General features: G+C 69.9%; 13 protein-coding genes. 4 read left to right on the forward strand and 9 right to left on the reverse strand.

Going from position 1 to position 19,614, the window contains the following annotated elements; translation table 11 throughout:
• The 5 genes from AC4IJH_RS40675 to AC4IJH_RS40695 form a co-directional block, all read right to left on the reverse strand.
• The coding region (locus AC4IJH_RS40675; RefSeq protein ID WP_490857060.1) for a LacI family DNA-binding transcriptional regulator at positions 1 to 679 on the reverse strand (679 nt) is incomplete at its 3' end.
• The gene (locus tag AC4IJH_RS40680; protein WP_490857061.1) at positions 676 to 2,268 is read right to left on the reverse strand and encodes a glycoside hydrolase family 13 protein; all 1,593 of its coding nucleotides are present in this window, start codon (positions 2,266 to 2,268) and stop codon (positions 676 to 678) included. The genes AC4IJH_RS40675 and AC4IJH_RS40680, both read right to left, overlap by 4 nt.
• A 1-nt stretch (position 2,269) precedes the next feature.
• Positions 2,270 to 3,112 (reverse strand): sugar ABC transporter permease, encoded by an 843-nt coding sequence (locus AC4IJH_RS40685; protein WP_490857062.1) that lies wholly within the window; start codon positions 3,110 to 3,112, stop codon positions 2,270 to 2,272.
• Positions 3,109 to 4,026: a carbohydrate ABC transporter permease gene (locus AC4IJH_RS40690; RefSeq protein WP_490857072.1), complete on the reverse strand. Its 918-nt coding sequence runs from the start codon at positions 4,024 to 4,026 to the stop codon at positions 3,109 to 3,111. Before AC4IJH_RS40690 ends, AC4IJH_RS40685 begins: the two co-directional genes overlap by 4 nt.
• A gap of 50 nt (positions 4,027 to 4,076) precedes the next feature.
• Complete coding sequence (locus AC4IJH_RS40695) at positions 4,077 to 5,354, reverse strand: extracellular solute-binding protein (protein WP_490857063.1); 1,278 nt, start codon at positions 5,352 to 5,354, stop codon at positions 4,077 to 4,079.
• A 204-nt stretch (positions 5,355 to 5,558) separates the two neighbouring features.
• Between AC4IJH_RS40695 and AC4IJH_RS40700 the strand changes: the two genes are divergently transcribed.
• The 3 genes from AC4IJH_RS40700 to AC4IJH_RS40710 are packed head-to-tail and all read left to right on the forward strand — an operon-like array spanning position 5,559 to position 9,239.
• A complete protein-coding gene (locus AC4IJH_RS40700) occupies positions 5,559 to 7,208 on the forward strand; it encodes a glycoside hydrolase family 13 protein (RefSeq protein ID WP_490857064.1) in 1,650 nt (549 codons plus the stop codon).
• 24 nt (positions 7,209 to 7,232) lie between these two features.
• On the forward strand, positions 7,233 to 8,348 hold the full coding sequence (locus tag AC4IJH_RS40705; protein WP_490857065.1) for a LacI family DNA-binding transcriptional regulator: 1,116 nt from the start codon (positions 7,233 to 7,235) through the stop codon (positions 8,346 to 8,348).
• 36 nt (positions 8,349 to 8,384) lie between these two features.
• Positions 8,385 to 9,239, forward strand: coding sequence for a phosphatase PAP2 family protein (locus AC4IJH_RS40710; RefSeq protein WP_490857066.1), 855 nt, complete (start codon positions 8,385 to 8,387; stop codon positions 9,237 to 9,239).
• A 263-nt stretch (positions 9,240 to 9,502) separates the two neighbouring features.
• Here the strand turns inward: AC4IJH_RS40710 and AC4IJH_RS40715 are convergent, their stop codons facing one another.
• The 4 genes from AC4IJH_RS40715 to AC4IJH_RS40730 all read right to left on the reverse strand — a co-directional run bounded on the left by AC4IJH_RS40715 (position 9,503) and on the right by AC4IJH_RS40730 (position 15,149).
• Complete coding sequence (locus AC4IJH_RS40715; RefSeq protein WP_490857067.1) at positions 9,503 to 12,529, reverse strand: bifunctional [glutamine synthetase] adenylyltransferase/[glutamine synthetase]-adenylyl-L-tyrosine phosphorylase; 3,027 nt, start codon at positions 12,527 to 12,529, stop codon at positions 9,503 to 9,505.
• Between the two features lie 213 nt (positions 12,530 to 12,742).
• Complete coding sequence (locus AC4IJH_RS40720; RefSeq protein WP_490857068.1) at positions 12,743 to 13,183, reverse strand: hypothetical protein; 441 nt, start codon at positions 13,181 to 13,183, stop codon at positions 12,743 to 12,745.
• A 240-nt stretch (positions 13,184 to 13,423) separates the two neighbouring features.
• Positions 13,424 to 14,785 (reverse strand): type I glutamate--ammonia ligase, encoded by a 1,362-nt coding sequence (gene glnA / locus AC4IJH_RS40725; RefSeq protein ID WP_490857069.1) that lies wholly within the window; start codon positions 14,783 to 14,785, stop codon positions 13,424 to 13,426.
• Between the two features lie 19 nt (positions 14,786 to 14,804).
• Positions 14,805 to 15,149, reverse strand: coding sequence for a hypothetical protein (locus AC4IJH_RS40730; RefSeq protein WP_490857070.1), 345 nt, complete (start codon positions 15,147 to 15,149; stop codon positions 14,805 to 14,807).
• Positions 15,150 to 16,144: 995 nt separating this feature from the next.
• On the opposite strand from AC4IJH_RS40730, the gene AC4IJH_RS40735 reads away from it, so the two are divergent.
• Positions 16,145 to 19,614 (forward strand): SpaA isopeptide-forming pilin-related protein (locus AC4IJH_RS40735; RefSeq protein ID WP_490857071.1); only part of this gene is annotated, 3,470 nt, incomplete at its 3' end.

The following is a 19,614-nucleotide window of genomic DNA, read 5'->3' on the forward strand; positions in this document are numbered from 1 at the left end:
CCGCCCCCCCCCCCCCCCCCCCCCCCCCCCCCCCCCCCCCCCCCCCCTCCGCCAGGGCCGCGACGAACCCCTCCGCCTTGCGGCGCGAGGGCACGTACCGGGCGGGCCCGACCGCGAGCCCGATGCGCTCGTGGCCCAGCTCGGCCAGGTGCCGTACCGCGATGCGCGCCGCGGCCCCGTCGTCCGGCGAGACGCAGGGCGCGGCGACGCGCTCGTTGTAGCCGTTGATGAGTACGTACGGCACGCCCCGATCCGTCAGCCGCAGATAGCGGGCGGGGTCGGCGCCGGTGTCGGCGTGCAGCCCGGACAGGAAGACGATGCCGGTGACCCCGCGCGCCTCCAGCTGCTCGACCAGCTCGTCCTCGGTGGCGCCGCCCGGCAGCTGGGTGCACAGCACGGGGGTGTAGCCGTGCCCGGCCAGCGCCTGCTCGATGATCTGGGCGAAGGCCGGGAAGATCGGGTTGGTCAGCTCGGGCACGACCAGCCCGACCAGTCCGGCCGAGCGCCGCCGCAGCCGTAAGGGGCGTTCGTGGCCCAGCAGGTCCAGGGCGGCCAGGACCCGATCGCGGGTCGAACGGGCCACCCCCGCCCTGCCGTTGAGGACGCGGCTGACGGTCGCCTCGCTGACCTCGGCCTGCGCGGCGATCTCCGCCAGCCGCGGCGGTGAGCTGGAACTCACTCCTCCCACCACACGCAGGCGTCGGCGGGCAGCGTGCAGCCGCCGTCCGCCGGGCCCACGGCGCAGGACGCGAGCAGCACGCGCCCGTAAGCGGGGATCACGGCGGCGGTCCGCGCCGTGTTGAGCGTGCACACCAGGCCGCCGGGGCGCCGGAAGGCCAGTACGCCCTCGGGGGCCGCCAGCCACTGCACCGTGTCGCCGGCGCCCAGGCCCGGGTGGCTGCGGCGCAGCGCCAGCGCGCGGCGGTACAGCTCCAGCGTCGAGTCCGGATCGCCGCTCTGGGCGGCCACGCTCAGCCGCGCCCACTCCGGCGGCTGCGGCAGCCAGCTGCCCCCGCTGCCGAAGCCGTACGGTGCCTCCTCGCCCGACCAGGGGATCGGTACCCGGCAGCCGTCGCGCAGCCCGTCCTGCCCGTCCTCGCGGCCGGCCCGGGCGAACGCCGGGTCCTGGCGCACCTCGTCGGGCAGGTCGGTGACCTCGGGCAGGCCCAGTTCCTCGCCCTGGTAGAGGTAGGCGGAGCCGGGCAGCGCCAGCATCAACAGGGTGGCGGCGCGGGCGCGTTCGGGGCCGCCGAGGCGGGTGGTGTGGCGGACCACGTCGTGGTTGGAGAGCACCCAGGTGGCGGGCGCGCCCACCGGGCGCATCGCGTCCAGGGAGGCGTCGATGACCTGACGCAGCTCGCTCGCGTCCCACGGGGTGGTCAGGTACTGGAAGTTGAAGGCCTGGTGCAGCTCGTCGGGGCGCAGGTACAGGGCGGTGCGCTCGGGGCTGGGCGTCCAGGCCTCGGCGACGGCGATGCGCTCGCCCGCGTACTCGTCCAGCACCGTGCGCCAGGAGCGGTAGATCTCGTGCACGCCGTCCTGGTCGAAGAAGGGCAGCACCTGGTTGCCCAGCAGCTTGAGCTGTTCGCCGTGGCCCGTGTCCGGCAGGCCGGGCGCCTTGACCAGGCCGTGCGCCACATCGACCCGGAAGCCGTCCACGCCCAGGTCGAGCCAGAAGCGCAGGATGGAGCGGAACTCGTCGCGTACGGCGGGGTGGTCCCAGTGGAAGTCGGGCTGTTCGGGCGCGAAGAGGTGGAGGTACCACTCGCCGTCGGCGACCCTGGTCCAGGCCGGGCCGCCGAAGACGGACTCCCAGTCGTTGGGCGGCGCTTCGCCGTTGACGCCGCGCCCCTTGCGGAAGTGGAAGCGCTCGCGCAGCGGGGAGCCGGGGCCCTGCTCCAGCGCCCGCCGGAACCACTCGTGCTGGTCCGAGCAGTGGTTGGGGACGATGTCGACGATGATGCGCAGGCCCAGCTCGTGCGCCTCGACGATGAGGGCCTCGGCGTCGGCCAGGGTGCCGAACATCGGGTCGATGGCGCGGTAGTCGGCGACGTCGTAGCCGGCGTCGGCCTGCGGGGAGGCGTAGAAGGGGCTGAGCCAGACGGCGTCCACGCCCAGGTCCCGCAGGTAGGGCAGGCGCCGGCGGATGCCGGGCAGGTCGCCCATGCCGTCGCCGTTGCCGTCGGCGAAGCTGCGCGGGTAGACCTGGTAGATCACCGCGTCGCGCCACCAGCCGGTGGCGTCAGCGAGGTCGTGCTGTGCGGTCATGTCATCCCTTGGTGGTGCCGGCGGTCAGTCCGGCGACGAGGTGGCGCTGGGCGAAGGCGAAGACGAGCGCGGCCGGTACGGCGATGATCACGGCGGCGGCGGTCATCGAACCCCAGTCGTTGACGTACTGGTTGACGAAGGTCTGCAGGCCGCCGGCGAGGGTGAGGTTCTCCTCGCCGGTCATGAAGGCGGAGGCGTAGGCGACCTCGGCCCAGGCCGTGACGAAGGTGTAGAAGCCGGTGACGGCCAGTCCGGGCCTGGCGAGCGGGAGGACCAGGCGCCAGAAGGTGCCGAAGGGGTTGAGCCCGTCGACCCGGCCCGACTCGTCGATCTCCACCGGGATGGTGTCGAAGAAGCCCTTCATCATCCAGGCGCAGAACGGCACGGCGATGGTCAGGTACGTCAGCACCAGTCCGGCGGGCTGGTTGAGCAGCCCCAGGTTCGCCAGCAGGTTGTACAGCGGCACGATCAGCACGGCCACCGGGAACATCTGGGTGATCAGCAGCAGCCACATCAGCGGGCGCATGCCCGGGAAGCGGAAGCGGCTGACCGCGTAGCCGGTGGTCGCGGCGATGAAGACGCCGAGGAGGGTGGTCACCGCGACGACCAGCACCGAGTTCCCGAACCAGGTCAGAAAGGAGGTGTCGGCCAGGACGTGGCGGTAGTTGGCGAAGGTGAAGTCGGTGACGGGCTCGGTGGTGAACGCGTCGTTCTTCGGTTTGAAGGAGGTCACCAGCAGCCACAGCGGCGGGAAGACCGCGATGACGGAGGCGAGGATGAGGGTCAGATGCAGCCCGGCGGAGGCCAGTGGGCTCCGCTTGTTGCGGTCGGCGCGCACGCTCACCACACCTCTCCCTGCTTGCGCAGCGCCCGCCGGTAAACGACGGCGATCACCGCGAGCAGCAGCAGGATCAGTACGCCCCAGGTCGCCGACTGGGAGAAGTTGCGCGGGCTGTCGACGAAGGAGAGCCGGTAGGCGTACGTCACCAGGATCTCGGTGGCGTCCCCCGGGCCTCCCCGGGTGAGCAGGTAGATCACCGGGAACATGTTGAAGGTCCAGATGGTGGAGAGCAGGATCACCGTGCTGCTGACCGCGCGCAGCCCGGGCACGGTGATGTTGCGGAACCGCTGCCAGGCGTTGGCGCCGTCCATCTCGGCGGCCTCGTACAGCTCGCCGGGGATGGACTGCAGTCCGCCCATCAGCGCGACGAGCATGAACGGCACGCCGAGCCAGACGTTGACGGCGATGACCGAGAGCTTGGCCCAGGTGGGGTCGTTCAGCCAGGGCACCGCGTCGATGCCGCCGCCGGTCAGGACCTTGTTGAGCAGGCCGTTCTTCTCGTTGTAGAGCATCCGCCAGGTGAAGACGGAGATGAAGGCGGGGATCGCCCAGGGCAGGATCAGCGCCAGCCGGTAGAAGGTGCGGCCGCGCAGCTTGCGGTTGAGCATGTTCGCCAGGGTCAGGCCGATGAGGAAGGTGAGGGACACACAGCCCACCGTCCACAGCGCGGTCCAGCCCAGCCGGCCCCAGAAGACGCCGTCGCGCAGGACCGCGGTGTAGTTGTCCAGCCCCACGAAGTCGTACGTCGCCGGGATGTGGTTCATGCCGATGGTGCGCTCGACATTGGCCTCGTCGGCGTCGGTGAGGGAGAGGTAGACGCCGCGCGCGAGGGGGTAGCCGATGATGACGCCGATGACGAGCACCACCGGGGCCACCATCGTCCAGGCGTACCAGTGGGTGCCAAGAGCCCTGCGCATACGGCCCGGTGGGGCCTTCGTCTCCGTGCTGCGCGCCGGTGCCGCGAGCGTCACTTGTAGTCCTTGAGCAGCTTGCGGTACGCGTCGCCGGTGGCCTTGGCGGCCTGCTCGGGCGAGGAGGCGCCGGTGAGGACCTTGTTCATCTGGACCTTGATGGGCTCGAAGAGGGAGTTGCCCTCGGCGATCCAGGGGCGCTGGACGGCCTTGTCGACGGCGGGCTTGAAGAACCGCACCATCTCGTTGTCCTTGACCGAGCGGGCCGCGTACACGGACTTGCGGGTGGGCAGCAGGCTGAGCTTCTCGGTGGTCTGCTGCTGGATCTTGGCCGAGCTCATGTACTTCACGAACTCATAGGCGGCGCGCTGGTTCTTGGTGCCCGCGTACACCGAGAGGTTCCAGCCGCCCTGCGGGGAGCCCTGGGCGGCGCTGCCGGCCGGTACGGGCGCCACGCCGAGGTTGTCCTTGCCGGCGGGGGCCTTGAACTCCTTGCCGGCACGGGCGCCCTCGATGTCCCAGGGGCCGTCGACGGCCATCGCGACCGCGCCGTCCTTGAGGGCCCTCAGCTGGTTCTCCTGGCCGTCGGTGGCGTCCGTGACGGCCGCGCCGGAGTCGACCAGGTCCTTGATCGCGGCGAACGCCTTGACGCCCTCGGCGTCGTCGATCTTCACGGTCTTCGCCTTGGCGTCGACCATGTCGCCGCCCTCGCCGTAGAGGTAGGGCAGGAACCAGTACGGGTCGTCCCCGCGCAGGTAGAGCGCGGTGGCCCCGGTCTTCTCCTTGATCTTCTTCGCGGAGGACTTCAGCTCCGCGAAGGTCCTGGGCACCTGGACGCCGGCCTGCTTGAGCAGCTTCTTGTTGTAGAAGAGGCCGAGGCTGTCGATGACCTGCGGCGCCGCGTAGGTCTTGTCCTTGAACTTCGTGGAGCCCAGCGCCTGCGGCAGGTAGTCGCCGGTGTCGTCCAGGGCCGGGGTGCCGTCCAGCGGGGCGAGGTAGCCGAGGTTGGCGAAGTCGGCGACCCAGGCGACCTCGGTGCGCATCACGTCGGGGGCCCCGGCGCCGCCGCCGGCCGCGTTCTTGAACTTGGCGTTGGCATCGCCGAAGGGCACGCTGACGTACTTGACCTTCACGCCGGGGTGCTCCTTGGAGAAGCTCTCGGCCAGTGCCTTGTACGTCGCCTTCTCGGCGTCGTTGGAGGTGTCCCAGAAGGTCACGGTGCCCGACAGGGGGCCCGTGCTGTCGGCCTCGGAGCCGCCCTCGCCACCACCGCACGCCGTCGCCACCAGTGCCAGCCCCGCGACCAGCGCGGTGGCCGCTATGCCACGCCGCATGTGAACTCCTTAGGGAAATACCTGAGATGGCGGTCAGGAACGTAACAGCGCCGCAAAGAAACCGAAAGACCTTGCGGCAAATTTCTGAAAACCTGCTGTAACGATGCGCTCGCGGTGTCGGCGCCCCCGTCACCCCCGGGCGGCCCGCGCGTTGAGCCCGTATTGAGTCCGCAGACGTTCCTTCGACCTCTACAGGGATGGCCGATGACCCAGGAGCTCACTTCCACCGCACCCGCCCGCCCGGCGGCCGGACCCGGGCGCCAACCGGGGTGGTGGCGCGACGCCGTGATCTACCAGATCTACGTGCGCTCCTTCGCCGACAGCGACGGCGACGGCATCGGCGACCTGCCCGGGGCCCGCGAACGCCTGCCCTACCTGCGGGACCTGGGCGTGGACGCCGTCTGGCTCACCCCCTTCTACGCCTCCCCGCAGGCCGACGGCGGCTACGACGTCGCCGACTACCGCGCCGTGGACCCGCTCTTCGGCGACCTGCGGGACGCCGACGCCTTCGTGCGCACCGCCCACGAGCTGGGCCTGCGGGTGATCGTCGACATCGTCCCCAACCACACCTCCGACCAGCACCCCTGGTTCCAGGACCCCGACCTGGCCCGCGAGCGCTACATCTTCCGCCCCGGCAAGGGCCCCGGCGGCCAACTGCCGCCCAACGACTGGGAGTCCGTCTTCGGCGGCCCCGCCTGGACCCGTACGGACCGCGGCGACTGGTACCTCCACCTCTTCGCCCCCGAACAGCCCGACCTGGACTGGGAGAAGGAGGACGTACGCGCGGAGTTCGAGTCCATCCTGCGCTTCTGGCTCGACCTGGGCGTCGACGGCTTCCGCATCGATGTCGCCCACGGCATGATCAAGGCACCGGGCCTGCCCGACATCGGGCACAAGGAGCAGGCCAAGCTCATCGGCTCCCAGGTGCTGCCCTTCTTCGACCAGGACGGCGTGCACGAGATCCACCGCTCCTGGCGCCGGCTGCTGGACTCCTACGGCGGCGAGCGCATCGGCGTCGCCGAGGCCTGGGCCCCCAGCCCCGAGCGCCTGGCCCTGTACGTCCGCCCCGACGAACTGCACCAGGCCTTCAACTTCCACTTCCTGACCGCCGATTGGGATGCCGCCTCGCTGCGCGGCGTCATCGACGGCTCGCTCGCCGCCACCACCTCCGTCGGCGCCCCCACCACCTGGGTGCTCTCCAACCACGACGTGGTCCGCCACACCACCCGCCTCGGCGGCCCCGAACGCGCCCGCGCCGCCACCCTGTTGATGCTGGCGCTGCCCGGCTCCGCCTACCTCTACCAGGGCGAGGAACTGGGCCTGCCCGAGGTCACCGACCTGCCCGACGAGGTGCGCCAGGACCCGGCGTTCGCCCGGGCCGGCCGCGAGGAGGGCCAGGACGGCTTCCGCGACGGCTGCCGGGTACCGATCCCCTGGTCGGGCGAGGAGGCACCGTACGGCTTCGGACCCGGCGACAGCTGGCTGCCGCAGCCCGAGGCCTGGCGGGAGCTGTCCGTACAGGCCCAGAGCGGGAAGGAGTCCTCCACACTGGAGCTCTACCGCCGCGCGCTGACGCTGCGCCACACACACCCGGCGCTCGGCGCGGGCGACGGCATCCAGTGGCTGCCCGCCCCCGAGGGCGTGCTGTCCTTCAGCCGCCGCTCGCCCGACGGCGACACGGTGCTGTGCGCCGTCAACACCACCGCCCGCGAGGTGGAAGTACCGCTGCCCGGACAGCTCTTGCTCTCCAGCGCAGGCCCGCGGGCGGGCGGCCGCGGCGGCGCGGCCGGTAGCGGAGGCGGTGCCGCGACAGCCGTACTCCCGGGCGATTCCTGCACCTGGTGGGCAATCTGACACCTGACCGGTACAGTCCCGTGCATGACCGCCCGGCTGGCCGATATCGCAGCGCAGGCGGGTGTCAGCGAGGCCACCGTCAGCCGGGTTCTCAACGGAAAGCCCGGCGTCTCCGCCACCACCCGCCAGTTGGTGCTTGCCGCACTCGACGTGCTGGGTTACGAGCGTCCGGTGCGGCTGCGGCGGCGCAGCGCGGGACTGGTCGGACTGATCACCCCGGAGCTGGAGAACCCGATATTCCCGGCCTTCGCCCAGGTGATCGGGCAGGCCCTGACCCGCCAGGGCTACACCCCGGTCCTGGCGACGCAGACTCCGGGCGGCTCCACCGAGGACGAGCTGACCGAGATGCTCGTGGACCGCGGTGTGGCCGGCATCATCTTCGTCTCCGGGCTGCACGCCGACACCTCCGCCGACATGCAGCGCTACGAGCAGCTGCGCGGCCAGGGCGTCCCCTTCGTCCTGATCAACGGCTTCTCGGACAAGGTCAGGGCGCCCTTCATCTCCCCCGACGACCGGGCCGCCATCGACCTGGCGATCACCCATCTCTCCGCGCTGGGCCACGAGCGGATCGGGCTGGCGCTGGGGCCCAAGCGGTTCGTGCCCGTACAGCGCAAGATCGAAGGCTTTGTGCACAGCATGGGCCGGCGGCTCGGCCTCTCCGAGGAGCGGGCCGCCGAGCTGGTCCAGCACTCCCTCTACACCCTCGAAGGCGGCCAGGCCGCGGCGTTCGCGCTGATCGACCGCGGAGCCACCGCCATCGTGTGCGCCAGCGACATGATGGCGCTGGGCGCGGTGCGGGCGGCCCGGCAGCGCGGCCTGGACGTGCCCCGCGACATCTCCGTGGTCGGCTACGACGACTCGCCCCTGATCGCCTTCACCGACCCACCGCTGACCACGATCCGCCAGCCGGTCCCGGCGATGGGACAAGCCGCGGTGCGGGCCCTGCTGGAGGAGATCGGCGGGACGCCGGCGCCGCACAGCGAGTACGTCTTCCACCCCGAGCTGGTGGTACGCGGTTCAACCGCCTCGGCGCCGCGACGCTCCCGTAGCGTTCCGCCTCCCACCAGCGCGGATGCCCCTGACGGGCGCCCCTCCCCCGCAAGTGCTAGACGGGTGGCACAAGACCCGACTGGAGGATGATCGGCGGTACATCCCTTTCTGGCAGACTGTCTGCCTATGGGTGAAGCGAATGTGAGGACTCTGGACGGCCGTGCGGCCACCCCGCCACCCACCGAGGCGGCCGACGGCCGTACCTCTGGCGGCGGTGGACGGCTCTCCCGTCTGCGCTCCCCGCGCGCTCCCCGGCTGTGGTTCGAGATCCTGCTGATCGCGGTGAGCTACTGGATCTACTCGATGATCCGTAACGCCGTGCCGGAGCAGAAGGCCCAGGCGCTGAAGAACGCCGACTGGATCTGGCAGGCCGAGCACAGCCTCGGCATCGCCGTCGAGCACACCATCAATCACGCGGTGAACTCCGTGACGTGGCTGATCGTGACGATGAACTACTACTACGCCACGCTGCACTTCATCGTGACCATCGGCGTGCTGGTGTGGCTCTACCGCTGGCAACCGGGCCGGTACGCCGCCGCCCGCATGGCGCTGTTCGCGACCACCGGTATCGCACTGCTCGGCTACTACCTGTATCCGCTGGCGCCGCCGCGCCTGATGCCGGGCGGCGACTTCATCGACACCGTCGTCGTCCACCAGACCTGGGGCTCGATGGCGTCCGGCAACCTCGCCAACATGTCCAACCAGTACGCCGCCATGCCCTCGATGCACATCGGCTGGTCGCTGTGGTGCGGCGTGATCATCGCCATGCTCGCCAAGCCGCTGTGGGTGAAGGCCCTGGGCCTCCTCTACCCCACCACGACCCTGGTCGTCATCGTCTCCACCGCCAACCACTTCTGGCTCGACGCCGTCGGCGGCATCCTCTGCCTCGCCTTCGGCTTCACCCTCGCCTGCGCCTGGTACGGCACCCTCCCCTACCGCCTCCCCCGCCGCGTCGGCCCCCCGGCCCTACGAACGGCCTGACCCCACCGGGCAGAGGCCCGGTCTGGAATCACGCCCCCGTAAGGGGCGCGGGGCTGTCTCGATGTGCGGCTCCGCCGCGAGCGACCGCTGCTGGACAAGGCCGCCGGCCCGGCAAGAAAATTCTCCGCCGCGACGGCGAGCAACCACCGCGGCGCGGCCCGGCGGTGCCGGACTCACCGGGACGGGTGGCGGGTGGCGAGCCCACCCGCACGGCAGCCGGGGCCGAGCCCCCGGACAAGCGGAAAGACCGGGCCCAAAGGGCCCTACGCTCCGTAGAAGAGCTCTTCCACCACCGCACGCGCCCGGCGCGTGATGCGGCGGTAGTCGTCCAGCATCTCGCCGACGTGGCCCTCCTCGTAGCCGAGGTAGCGGCCGACGGCGGACAGCTCGCGCCCGTCCCCGGGGAAGGTGTCGCCGGGGCGCCCGCGTACCAGCATCACCGCGTTGCGCACCCGCGCCGCCAGCACCCACGCCTCGTCCAGGATCTGCGCCTCTTCCCTGCCGATCAGCTCCGCCGCGCCGGCCGCGGCCAGGGCCCGGCGGGTGCGGTTGGTACGCAGGCCCGGCTCGGCCCAGCCGTGCCGCATCTGGAGCAGCTGCACGGTCCACTCCACGTCGCTCAGCCCGCCGCGCCCCAGCTTGGTGTGGGTGGTCGGGTCGGCGCCGCGCGGCATCCGCTCCGTCTCCATCCGCGCCTTGAGGCGGCGGATCTCGCGTACCGCGTCCTCCCCCAGCCCCTCCATCGGGTAGCGCAGCGGATCGATCAGCTCGACGAAGCGCTCGCCCAGGCACGCGTCGCCCGCCACCGGTTCGGCGCGCAGCAGCGCCTGGGACTCCCACACCTGTGACCAGCGCCGGTAGTACGCGGCGTAGGAGGCCAGCGAGCGCACCAGCGGCCCGCTCCTGCCCTCCGGGCGCAGATCGGCGTCGATGGCCAGCGGCGGGTCGGCGGAGGGCAGCTGCAGCAGGCGGCGCATCTCATTGGCGACGGCGAAGGCGGCCTTGGAGGCCTCCTGTTCGTCCACGCCCTCGCGCGGCTCGTACACGAACAGCACATCCGCGTCGGAGCCGTAACTCAGCTCGTGGCCGCCGAAGCGGCCCATGCCGATGACCGTGAAGCGGGCGGGCAGGGTGTCGCCCCACTGCTCGCGCACCGCGGCCCGCAGCGCGCCGGCCAGGGTCGCCGCGGTCAGGTCGGAGACGGCGCCGCCGACCACGTCGATGGCGTGGCCGTGGTCCTTCTCCACCGGGCTGGACTCGGTGCCGTACGCCCCGATCAGGTCCGCCGCAGCCGTACGGAACATCTCCCGGCGGCGCACCCCGCGGGCCGCGGCCACCGCCGCCTCGGCGCCCTCGGCGCGGCCGACCGCCGCCAGTACTTCCTGCTCCAGCGCGGCCCGCCCGCGCGGCAGCAGCCCGTCCTTGGCACCCAGCAGCGCGACCGCCTCGGGCGCGCGCATCAGCAGATCGGGGGCGAGCCGCCCGGCCGACAGCACGCGGGCGAGGTTCTCGGCGGCGGCGCCCTCGTCGCGCAGCAGCCGCAGGTACCAGGGGGTCTTGCCGAGCGCGTCGGAGACCTTGCGGAAGTTGAGCAGTCCCGCGTCGGGGTCGGCGGAGTCGGCGAACCAGCCCAGCAGCACCGGCAGCAGCGTGCGCTGGATGGCCGCCTTGCGGCTCACCCCGGAGGCCAGCGCCTCCAGGTGGCGCAGCGCGGCCACCGGGTCGGCGTACCCCAGGGCTTCGAGCCGGTGGCCCGCCGCTTTGGCGGAGAGCCGGATCTCGCCGGGCTCCAGGTGGGCGACGGCGTCCAGCAGCGGCCGGTAGAAGAGCTTCTCGTGCAGCCGGCGCACCTCGCGCGCGTGCCACTTCCACTGCTTGCGCAGGGTGTCGACGGGCTCGGTACGGATGCCCAGCGAGCGGGCCAGGGCGCGCAGTTCGCCCTCGTCCTCGGGCATGAGGTGGGTGCGGCGCAGCCGGGACAGCTGGATGCGGTGCTCCAGGGAGCGCAGGAAGCGGTACGCCTCGTCCATCGCGGCGGCGTCCTTGCGCCCCACGTAACCGCCCCTGGCCAGCGCGGCCAGCGCCTCCAGGGTGGTGGAGCTGCGCAGCGTCGCGTCGCTGCGGCCGTGCACCAACTGAAGGAGCTGTACGGCGAATTCCACATCGCGCAGCCCGCCGGGGCCCAGCTTGAGCTCCCGCTCCACCTGGGCGGCGGGGATGTTGGCGACGACCCGGCGGCGCATCTGGCGCACATCGGCGACGAAGTTCTCGCGCTCGGCGGCCTGCCACACCAGCGGGGCCACTGCCGCGCAGTACGCCTCGCCCAGGTCCGGGTCGCCCGCCACCGGGCGGGCCTTGAGCAGCGCCTGGAACTCCCAGGTCTTGGCCCAGCGCTGGTAGTAGGCAAGGTGGCTGGACAGGGTGCGTACGAGCGGCCCGTTGCGGCCCTCGGGGCGCAGATTGGCGTCCACCGGCCAGATGGTGCCCTCGGCGGTGACGTCCGAGCAGACCCGCATCAGCCGGGCGGCGATCCGGGTCGCGGCCTGCAGCGCCTTGGCCTCCTCCACCCCGTCCTTGGCCTCGGCGACGAAGATGACGTCAACGTCCGAGACGTAATTGAGCTCCCGGCCACCGCACTTGCCCATGCCGATGACCGACAGCCGGCACACCGCCGCGTCGCCCGGCTGCTCCTCGGAGGCGATCTCCAGGGCGGCGCGCAGCGTGGCGGTGGCCAGGTCGGCCAGCTCGGCCGCGGTCTGGGCCACATCGGTCGTCCCGCACACATCGCGGGCCGCGATGCCCAGCAGCGCCCTGCGGTAGGCGGCGCGCAGCGCGTCGGGCCGCGGCCGGCCGGCGTTGTCCCCGCCCCACACGCCCTCGGCCAGCGCCCGCTCGAACTCGGGGGTGGTGGGGTGCAGATCGGCGGATTCGTAGGTGACCAGGCAGTGCCAGTCGGCGGGGTGGCGGGCCAGGTGGTCGCCGAGCGCCTCGGACGCGCCGAGCACTCCCAGCAGCCGGTCGCGCAGCGGTTTGGCGGTGGCCAGGGTGCTCAGCAGCGCCTGCTGTTCCTCGGCGGGCTGTGCCTCCGCCAGGCGCACCAGGCCGCGCAGCGCCAGGTCGGGGTCGGCGGTGGCCCCCAGCGCCTCCAGGAGCACCGAGTCGTCGCGTACGGGGGCGAGTTCGGGGGCGTCCAGCAGCAGTCCGGCCGCCGAGGGATCGGTGAAACCGTGCCGCAGCAGCCGGGAGTGGGTGCTGCTCCGCCGTCCCTGCGGAGCCGCGTGATCAGCCACCTGGAAGCACTCCCTCTCAGTCGCCCAAGACCAGCCGCCGAGCGGTCGTTGCCGGTGGGCACCGGCTGGCGCCGGGTTCCTCCGACGGCCCCCGGACGGCCCGGCGAGGCCCACCTCGGGACGCTACCAGCCTGCGGCGGGACCTGCCCTTACTGTGATCGCACGCACAGGCCAGGCGTGTCCACCCCGCGACGTGAAAGGGGGAACAACCCCTCACGAAGTCTTGGGGAATACGGCCCGCAGTCCAGCCCCCCTGGTGACGAACGCGGCCCCGACGAGGGCCAGGGCGGATACGCCCTGCATCACGGCGTACCACGCAGGGCAGAGGCCGGGGATCAGGTCGACGGCGATGATCGCGATCGGCAGGACGACGGCGAGGGTGCTCAAGCGCTCGTAGGCCCGTCGCGATCCCCGCGAAGCGCTGACGGCGATCCGGTGGATCACCACGGAGACCGCCAGCAGCAGTGCCGACCGGACCCACATGAACGTGGTCACCGAGTGGCCGCTGACCGCCATCGCGGCAACCGTTCCGAGCACGATGGCGCTGATGACGCCGTAGAGCACGACGCACTTCTTCACCGTGCCGAAGGCCTGCTGCACCTGCGGCGCACCGAGCCGCGCTTCCTCGACCAGGTCCCCGTCGACGTTTCCCATGCCTTCTCTTCCTCCGCCTTGATCCGTCGTGCTCCGTCTCGCTGTGGCATCGACGCTACGGAGCGCGGGAAAGGCGCGGTATGGGCCTGGGCGTACGGCGGGGTGGGTCCAGCCCCACCCCTTGCGACCAGCACGGACAGCGCGACGCGACCAGCACGGACAGCGCGACGCCGGGGGCCGACGGCGTGCGGCTGTCGGCCCGGCGTACGCGCCCGTGGGGTTCTCTGCCCTGACCTGCCCTTAAAGCACCGGCAGCATCTTGCGCAGCTCGAAGGCGGTGACCTCGGAGCGGTACTCCTCCCACTCCTGCTTCTTGTTGCGCAGGAAGAAGTCGAAGACGTGCTCGCCGAGGGTCTCGGCGACCAGTTCGCTGCGCTCCATGAGGTCGATGGCCTCGCCGAGGTTCTGCGGCAGCGGCTCGATGCCCAGGGCGCGGCGCTCGGCATCCGAGAGGGCCCAGACGTCGTCCGAGGCGCCGGGCGGGAGTTCGTACCCCTCCTCGATGCCCTTGAGACCGGCCGCGAGCAGCACGGCGTACGTCAGATAGGGGTTGGCGCCGGAGTCGATGGAGCGGACCTCGACCCGGGTCGAGCCCATCTTGCCGGGCTTGTACATGGGGACGCGGATGAGCGCGGAGCGGTTGTTGTGGCCCCAGCAGATGTACGAGGGGGCCTCGCCGCCGGCGCCCGCGGTGCGGTTGGTGCCGCCCCAGATGCGCTTGTAGGAGTTGACCCACTGGTTGGTGACGGCGGAGATCTCACCGGCGTGCTTGAGCAGTCCGGCGATGAAGGACCGCCCCACCTTGGAGAGTTGGTACTCCGCGCCCGACTCGTGGAAGGCGTTGCGGTCGCCCTCGAAGAGGGAGAGATGGGTGTGCATGCCCGAACCGGGGTGATCGGAGAAGGGCTTGGGCATGAAGGTGGCCTGGACGCCCTGCTCCAGCGCGACCTGCTTCATCACCAGGCGGAAGGTCATGATGTTGTCGGCCGTGGACAGCGCGTCGGCGTAGCGCAGGTCGATCTCCTGCTGACCGGGCGCGCCCTCGTGGTGGCTGAACTCCACCGAGATGCCCATCGACTCCAGCATGGTGATCGCCTGGCGGCGGAAGTCCATGCCGACGTTCTGCGGGGTGTGGTCGAAGTAGCCGGAGGAGTCGGCGGGGGTGGGCCGTGCGCCGTCCACCGGCTTGTTCTTGAGCAGGAAGAACTCGATCTCGGGGTGGGTGTAGAAGGTGAAGCCGAGGTCGGAGGTCTTGGCGAGGATCCGCTTGAGGACGTAGCGGGGGTCGGCGTACGACGGGGACCCGTCCGGCATGAGGATGTCGCAGAACATCCGGGCGGTGCCGGGGGCCTCGGCACGCCAGGGCAGGATCTGGAAGGTCCCCGGATCCGGCTTGGCGATCATGTCGGATTCGTACACCCGGGCGAATCCCTCGATCGCGGACCCGTCGAAGCCGATGCCCTCGTCGAAGGCCTGCTCCAGCTCGGCGGGCGCGATGGCCACCGACTTCAAGAACCCCAGTACGTCGGTGAACCACAGCCGTACGAAGCGGATGTCGCGCTCCTCGAGCGTACGGAGCACAAACTCCTGCTGCTTATCCATTTCCACCCATCCTCGCTGGTCAGGCCGCCCGTTCCCAGGCCGCGGGGCACACCGGGGGCACCTGAGCATCACACCACACGATGTCGAGCGCGTTACGTACGCGGATCTGAACGCCTCGCATCACGTGGGTGTACCGCTCCCCGCCCATACTGCCTGTTGGCGCGTGCCCCATGTAACGGCCGGTCGCGATCCGCGGGATGCTCGCGTCACGCAGGACCGGCTCGTACAGGTGCCGGAGCACGTGCGGCGTGGCCCCCTTGGGGTACCCCGCCTCACCCAGGTGGTATCGGATCCGGTCGGTCACCGTGGTCCGCAGCACCGGCTGCCCCTCATTGTGGAACACCGCCTTGATCTTGGTCGACACCCCTGCCCCCGGATCCCCCAGGACAGAGCGATCATGACCGGCGCACTGACCTCCAGGCAGCCGGCCAGGGCCCCGGAGACGCACTTCGGCAAGGGGACGGTGCGCATGTATACGAACTGGCGCCGTACCGACGCCGTGCCGTCGGGCCCGGAGTCGGTCTCGGTGCAACCGCCGCCACCAGCGAGCGGGCTTGATTCTATTGTGGTAACCGCGCGATGAGTGAACCCCGGAACGGCATATCGGAATACCCGGCCGGTCGAGGATCACGGCAAACGCGTACGGCGTGGCGGGCAAGGTTCTGACGATATGACACTTAGGCTGCCGTTCAGGACGCCTCCGGGTTGGTGCGTCGAACAGGTAGAGGCCCGCATGTTTTCAACATGCGGGCTTCGCCCGTATCACGGATTCCTTGTACGTGCAGGTTTCTGCCCGGCAGCTGCGGCCGGGGCGGCCACTCGGGGGAAATGCATCCGCTCAGCGGAGTATTTTCCGGGCCGAAAATGGCTTGCTAATTTCCTGACAGCCAGTCAGCTGGGCGGTCCGCCGCGTACCCCGCTCTCCGACCTGGGGCATCACACCGGACGCACCATCGCGTTTCGGAAGAGACGCCCAGAGTCGGCTCATCAGCGCAGACACCGGCATTGTCGGCATTCCCGTCCCGTCGCGCCGCCGGGACAAAGCCATCCGGAGCAATACGCATCGCTTAATAGTGCCTCCTGGGCGAAAAGGTGATCTTGCTCGGCCCAAAACGGTTATTGAGGTAGATGGATCACTGGCCATTACGCGAGTGACCCGCCTGTTCAGCGCGAACAACAGGAGATACCTTGCCAACGACAGTAACTGCCGCACTGCGCGGCAAACATCTGCCACGGCGGGCCGGCACCCTAGGTGTCGTGCTGCCGCTGCTGGCCTCCAGCATTGGTCTGAGTGCCGCGCCTTTTGCGCGGGCCGCAGATGCCGGTGACGGAAGCGTCAAGGTCCGCGTGGTCCGTGAGGTGAACGCGAACAAGGCCTGGGACCGGGTGCTCGAACCCGGCATGAACCAGGTGAAGGTCAACCTCACCGATGACGCCGGGAACACGATCAGCGGGACGACCGGCGCGGACGGCACGGTCACCCTCGAGCCGGGAACGAAGCTCAAGGGCGGCAAGTACCGCGTCCAGGTCATCAACCCCAAGCCGGGCGTGCTGTTCTCGGCGTTCGCCGCGGAGAAGGGCCTGGCTGCCGGCAGTACCGACGAACTCGTCAGCACCGAGGAGTTCATCGACCTCTCACACGGCAATGACGTGGAGATGACCACGGCGTTCTGGAACCCGGCGGACTACTGCCAGAAGAACGCCGATCTGGTGACCGCCTGTATCCGTAACGACAATCCGGTCGGCGAGAGGGACGTCGACACACGGACCCTGGTCAAGTTCCCGTACAACGTCCCCACCGCCAACTGGGGACAGCGGGAGAACGACGTCGACAACCTGTCGGACAAGGCGACCACGGGCGCTCTGTACGGCATCGGGTACAGCAAGCAGAAGAAGCGGATCTTCTCGGGTGCCTTCGCCCGCCGTAACGCCGAATACGGGCCCGGCAAGCAGGGCGCGATCTACGTGACCGACCGGGATTCCGGCAAGACCTCGCTGTTCACCAAGGTCCCCGGCGCCGGTACCACCGAGCACGCTCTTGGCGCCAGCAACGACCAGGATCTGGCGTTCAACAAGGCGGTGACCAAAGAGTCCCTGGGTGACGTGGAGGTCTCCGAGGACGGCAAGGACCTGTACGTCGTCAATCTGAAGAACCGGAAGCTGTACCGGTACGACGCCACCAAGGAGACCGCGGACGCGCCGAAGGCGTCGTACGACATCCCGGACCCGGGCTGTTCGTCCGCCTCGGACTGGCGTCCCTTCGGCCTGGGCGTGCAGGACGGCACCGTGTACGTGGGTGGCGTCTGCTCGGCCGAGTCGAACCAGAACAGGGCCGACATGAAGGCCGTGGTCCAGACGTTCGACCCGGCCACGGGCAAGTTCACCGGCACCGTGATGAACCAGTCGCTGGACTACCCCCGCCAGTGGGCCGACACCATCGCCACGTGCGCGGGCGGGGGCTGGTTCCCGTGGGCGGACGAGTGGCGTGACAAGCAGACCTCTCCGTACGACGGGAGAACGCGCACCTGCTCGGGCGGGCGTACGGGCTACCCGCAGCCGATCCTGGCCGACATCATCTTCGAGACCAACGGCGACATGGTCGTCAGTTTCCGTGACCGCTTCGGCGACATGGGCGGCAACGGTGTGCCCTTCAAGCCCGGGGGCCCCGCGAATCTCTCATCCATGGCGGGTGGCGACATCAACCGGGCCTGCAAGGGGCCGGACGGCAAGTTCGTGCTGGACGCCAATGGCGCCTGCACGAACAACTCCAGTGATCCCAGGGTCAAGGAGTACTACGACGGCGACCAGCGGACCGGCTGGCACCCGGAGGCATCGTTCGCCGGTATCGCGCTGTCCAAGGTCGAGGAGAACATCGCCTCCTCCGGTATCGACCCGTCCAATGAGACGTACAAGAGCGGCACCCTCTTCCTCAACCGGTTCACCGGTGCCGCGGCTGGGGGCAAGACGCTCACCAACGTCTTCGGCAAGGGCGGCGGTATGGCCGACCTGGAGGTCATGTGTGACGAGGCGCCGATCCAGATCGGCAACCGCGTCTGGTACGACGTCGACAAGGACGGCATCCAGGACCCGGGCGAGAAGCCGGTGGAGGGTGCGACCGTCAACCTGTACGACGAGAAGGGCAACAAGGTCGCGTCGACGAAGACCTCCACTCGCGGTGAGTACTACTTCGACAGCCGCGAGCACGGTCTGAAGTTCAACACGAAGTACACGATCAAGATCGACAACCCGGCGGACTACGAGGAGGGCGGCCCGCTCCACGAGTGGAGGGTCACCAAGAACGACGCCGGCACCAACGACTTCATCGACAGTGACGGCAAGGTCCCGGCCGGGGGCAAGTTCCCCGAGCACACCATCACCACCGGGAGTGCGGGCCAGAACAACCACACCTATGACTTCGGCTACAACCAGCCCGATCCCGAGGGCAAGGTCAAGGTGGTGAAGGTCGATGCCAAGACGAAGAAGCCGCTGGCGGGCGCGGAGTTCCAGCTGTGGCGCGAGTCGAACGGGACTGCGGGCCTGCAGCGGGACGGGGACAAGCCCGACACCAAGGTCGGCGCCCCCTGCACCACCAACGCCAAGGGCGAATGCTCCGCAACGGTCGCGTTGGGCACCTACTACTGGCAGGAGACAAAGGTTCCTGCCGGTTATGTGCTGCCGAACCCGGCGGTCTTCGGGCCGCTGAACCTCACCGCGGAGAACCACACCGCCGGTGTCAGCGTCACCGCGAACAACCAGCCGGTGCCGCCGGTGCGGGGCAAGGTCAAGGTCATCAAGATTGATGCCAAGACGAAGAAGCCGCTGGCGGGCGCGGAGTTCCAGCTGTGGCGCGAGTCGAACGGGACTGCGGGCCTGCAGCGGGACGGGGACAAGCCCGACACCAAGGTCGGGGAGCCCTGCACCACGGACGGCCAGGGTGTCTGCCAGCGCGGGGACCTGGAGCTGGGAACGTATTACTGGCAGGAGACCAAGGCTCCCAAGGACGACAAGGGCAAGCCGTACCCGCTGCCCAAGAACCCCGTCTTCGGGCCCATGGTCCTGACCAAGGACAACGCGAGCGCCGGCGCTTCCACCACGGTGGAGAACGTGCGGCCGACCATCACGCCCATCAAGAAGGACGAAGCCACCGACTCGGATGCCAACACCGAGGACGAGGCGGTCATTCTCCCTGACACCAAGGAGAAGGTCCTGAAGATGGACAACGTGAACAACGGCACCGAGCCGTTGATCAAGATCAAGAACGGCGACATCGTCATCAAGGGCGACGCGAAGATCAAGGATCTGAAGTGCACCTGGCCTGACGGCACCACCAGCACGGACCCCGCCGGTAGGGAGGTGCGCTGGGAGGCCTCCTGGAAGGAAGACGCCAAGACCAACCCCAAGGCCCAGTTCGCGGTCGGCGCCAGCTACAAGTGCACCGCCGTCCTGTACGACATCAAGTCGGGCGTCATGCACGGTGACAACTTCACCGTCGAGGGCGAAGGCGCCCACAGCGGGGAGCCCGTCAAGGGCGATGACCCCTGGTACGGCGTGCCGATCAAGCTGATCAAGGTCGACGGCAAGGCGAAGAAGCCGCTGGCGGGCGCTGAGTTCCAGGTGTGGCAGGAGACCAACGGCACTGCGGGTCTGCAGCGCACCGGTGGCAAGCCCGACACCAAGGTCGGTAACCCGGTCACTACGGGTGCTGACGGTACGGCCCAGCTCAAGGACCTCAAGCTGAAGATGGGCTCCACGTACTACTGGGAGGAGACCAAGGCTCCCAAGGGGTACAAGCTGCCCAAGAACCCGGTCTTCGGCCCCATGGTCCTGAC

It is taken from the genome of Streptomyces sp. UF-297 (assembly GCF_058245575.1).